General features: G+C 66.9%; 3 protein-coding genes. 1 reads left to right on the top strand and 2 read right to left on the bottom strand.

The window, feature by feature from the left end; translation table 11 throughout:
- On the bottom strand, nucleotides 1–967 hold a 967-nt coding region (locus FVW20_RS13310; protein ID WP_196609992.1), incomplete at its 3' end, for a potassium-transporting ATPase subunit KdpA.
- Nucleotides 968–1,060: 93 nt separating this feature from the next.
- Complete coding sequence (gene kdpF / locus FVW20_RS13305; RefSeq protein WP_167124920.1) at nucleotides 1,061–1,150, bottom strand: K(+)-transporting ATPase subunit F; 90 nt, start codon at nucleotides 1,148–1,150, stop codon at nucleotides 1,061–1,063.
- 474 nt (nucleotides 1,151–1,624) lie between these two features.
- Between kdpF and FVW20_RS13300 the strand changes: the two genes are divergently transcribed.
- On the top strand, nucleotides 1,625–2,118 hold a 494-nt coding region (locus tag FVW20_RS13300; RefSeq protein WP_231039100.1), incomplete at its 3' end, for an ArsR/SmtB family transcription factor.

Genomic DNA, 2,118 nt, shown 5'->3' with positions numbered 1-2,118 from the left:
CAGGGCTGCCCGCCGCCACGGCCTGCGCCATGGCCGGGGTGCCCCGGAATTCGAAGTGGGCGGTCAGCAACACGCCCGCCACGAACACGGCGGCCATCACGCCCCACACCGTCCAGGCGTGGCGGGGACGGCGCACGGCGGCGCCCAGGGTGAACACCAGCGCGCTGGGCAGCAGGAAGATGGCCAGCATCTGGATGAAGTTCGAAACGGCCGTGGGGTTCTCGAAGGGGTGGGCGGCGTTGGCGTTGAAGAACCCGCCGCCGTTGGTGCCCAGCATCTTGATGATCACCTGCGAGGCCACCGGGCCCACGGCAATGGTCTGGGTGGCGCCTTGCGGCGTGACGGCTGTGAACGAGGCGGCGAAGGTCTGCACCATGCCCTGGCCCACCAGCGCCAGCGCGCCCACCACGCACAGCGGCAGCAGCACGTACAGGTTGGCGCGCACGAGGTCGGTCCAGAAGTTGCCGAGGCCCTGGGCCTCGGCCCGGGCCACGCCGCGCACCACGGCCATGCACACGGCCATGCCCACGGCTGCGGAGACGAAGTTCTGGTAGGTCAGCGCCACCACCTGCGAAAGGTGGCTCATGGTCGCCTCGCCGCCGTAGGCCTGCCAGTTGGTGTTGGTGACGAAGCTGACGGCGGTGTTCAGGGCCAGATCCCAGGACGGAGCCGGGAAGCCTTGCGGGTTCAGCGGCAGCACATCCTGGAACATCAGCACGCCGAAGGTCAGGCAGAAGCCTGCCAGGGTGAAGCCCAGCATGCAGGCGGCGTAGCGCTGCCAGGGATGGTCGCGGGTGGGGTCCACGCCCGCCGCCGTGTAGATCAGGCGTTCCACCGGGCCCAGCAGGGGGTGCAGCCAGGTGCGGCCACCCTCCAGCACGCGGTGGATGTATCGCCCCAGCGGCGGCGAGGCGAGGGCGAGAATGCCGAGGAACAGGGCCAGTTGCAGGTAGTCGCGCGGGGTCATGATGATCTCCGGTATGAGCAGTGATTCTCCAACGCAGGGGGGCTGCCCCGACGGGGTGGATGGGGGCGGCGGAAGCGGTCATGCGCCGGGGGGTTAGAACTTGTCGGGGCGAAACAGGGCGTAGACGAGGTAGACGAACAGGCCCGCCGCGAAGGCTATGCCGATCGAATCGTAGAGTTCCATGACGGTGCTCCGGCTGGAGTTGTTGCGGGCGCGCCTTCCATGAGGTGGCGGTCCGGCCCGGCGGGTGCCGGACGCTTCCGGTAGAGCATGCGGCGTGCCAGAGCGCGATGGCGTGGTGAATGCTTGGAATTACATGGTGTTGATGTCGATGGCGCGGATGGGGATGCGCGGCGGGGAGGGAGCGAGGATTACCTTTTGCAGCGGGGATGTTTCATTTTGTAATCCCGCGGCGGCGTACCGGCAATGGAAATGCAGGGCGACCGGAAAGAATGCCGCATCCGCGTGGGGGGGGCATGCCCGCAGCCGTGTGGGCCGGTCCGTGGCCTTTGGGCGTTGGGGAGGGCGCTGTATGCGCCAGAGCGGATGCTTGCAAATCAAGTTTTCTTGATGTATAAATATCAAGGCATCCGGAAACGATGCCCGGCGCGTGGAGAACCACACGCCATACTTCAAGAAATCTTGCGCGGGAATTTCATGTCGGCAGCACTCGACTACTTCAAGGCCCTTTCCGACGACACCCGAATGCGGCTCATGCACGTGCTGAACAGGCACGAGCTGAACGTGAACGAGTTGGTCTCCATTCTCGAAATGGGCCAGTCACGCGTGTCGCGCCACCTCAAGATACTGACCGGGGCGGGGCTGCTGGTCTCGCGCCGCGACGGGCTGTGGGTGTTCTACGCCGCCCCGGCGGAAGGCGAAGGCCGCGACTTTCTGGACGCGGTGGCCCCGTTCATCGCAGAGGACATGACCCTGCAGGGCGACATGGCCATGGCCGAGAAGATCATCGAGGAGCGGGCGCTGAAGACCCGCCAGTTCTTCAACGCCATTGCCGAGGACTGGGACGAACTGAACCGCGAAGTGCTGGGCGGCTTCGACCTGGCGGGCGCGGTGGCGGACGCCATGCCCGCCGCCACGTCGGGCGGTCCTGATGGCACGCCGGGCTGCCGCGTGGCCGTGGACCTGGGCTG

The organism is Nitratidesulfovibrio oxamicus (assembly GCF_015731765.1).
Classification (GTDB): Bacteria; Desulfobacterota; Desulfovibrionia; order Desulfovibrionales; family Desulfovibrionaceae; genus Cupidesulfovibrio; species Cupidesulfovibrio oxamicus.
This window is presented reverse-complemented; position numbering and strand designations above follow the sequence as displayed.

Coding starts and splice junctions, on each gene's coding strand:
- kdpF (WP_167124920.1), bottom strand. CDS start 1,150: ATGGAACTCTACGATTCGATCGGCATAGCCTTCGCGGCGGGCCTGTTC.